Here is a 1,189-nt window from a genome sequence, read left to right on the forward strand (position 1 = left end):
TTTGCTCTGTTGCGCCTATTGTCATTGGTGGTTTTATGACCTATTATAACTACCTATCTGCAGCCGGCTTTGTAGGGATTTATCTAGTATCGTATAATATTGGCTATCAATTTCAGGAGTTGTCTTATTTTATCAATACTAGAAAATCAGCTAAGTCTCTCTGTGATAAATATCAAAAATTGCTGGGAGTGGGCTTTGAAATGCCTTCTGTTCTCGAAGGTTCTGTCTTTCCTATCCAGTTAAAGCAAGTCAGTGTAGTGCGTGATGGTCAAGAAATTCTAGCCCCTTGTGACCTAACTATTGAGGAAGGCGAAAAGATTGCCATTATCGGAGAAAGTGGGTCTGGGAAAACCACCTTACTGAACCTAATTTATGGTGAAATTAAGCCCAGTCATGGTCGGATTCGCTACCATGGGCAAGAGTTAACCTCGGATGAACTCTATCAGGCAGGAGCCTATATTCTCCAGTCTACTCATATCTTTGATGGTTTGAGCCTAGAGGAAAATATTGCTCTGGGACAAGAATTGGATTCCGTAAAGATGGATGAAATCCTGCGACAAACTGGTTTGAAAGCTCTTCAAAGCAAAACCCCTAGTAACCAGACTCTGTCAGGCGGTGAGAAGCAGCGGTTAGAAATTGCACGTGCTCTCTATCACAACCGCCAATTTATCCTAGCTGATGAAGTCAAAGCCAATCTGGACCTAAAAAATCAAGAGAAAATCAGTCAACTTCTCTTCTCGCTCCCTCAAGCACTCGTAGAAGTGATTCATCACTATAGTGAAGAGGACTTGAAGCGCTATGATAAGGTGATAAAACTGGAGAAATAGGTGGAAGTATAGGTTTCAGAAAGGAGTGGCAAGTTCTCTCTTTTTTGTAGGTTGGATAATAAAAACTCTGTCTAAAAATATCAGTACAATAACGTCAAACTAGGGATGTAGCTAGTGAAAGTCCTACAGTAAGGAGTTGAAATATGATTTTACAAGCTATGTATTTTGAGCATAATTTTTTAAAAACGTTGTGTTTACAGAAGTGAAGTAGGGGTTCAATACGAATCAATACAGAAGAAAAACGCTGATTTCAAGCGTTTTTTCTTTTTGCCAAATGCGATATATTGCACTGTATTTCAATTCAAACTCTACCTTTTTCTCTACCTTTTTTCTTAAGACCTGGTTTGGAAAGTATGGGTTTC

At 39.2% G+C, this 1,189-nt stretch carries 1 protein-coding gene; it reads left to right on the top strand.

What is annotated here, in order from left to right; genetic code table 11:
• Positions 1-827, top strand: an 827-nt coding sequence (locus HMPREF2704_RS08885) for an ATP-binding cassette domain-containing protein (RefSeq protein ID WP_141760646.1), incomplete at its 5' end; no start/stop codon positions are given.
• Between the last annotated feature and the right edge of the window lie 362 nt (positions 828-1,189).

The sequence above is a fragment of the Streptococcus sp. HMSC076C09 genome (assembly GCF_001837905.1).
Taxonomy (GTDB): Bacteria; Bacillota; Bacilli; order Lactobacillales; family Streptococcaceae; genus Streptococcus; species Streptococcus parasanguinis_I.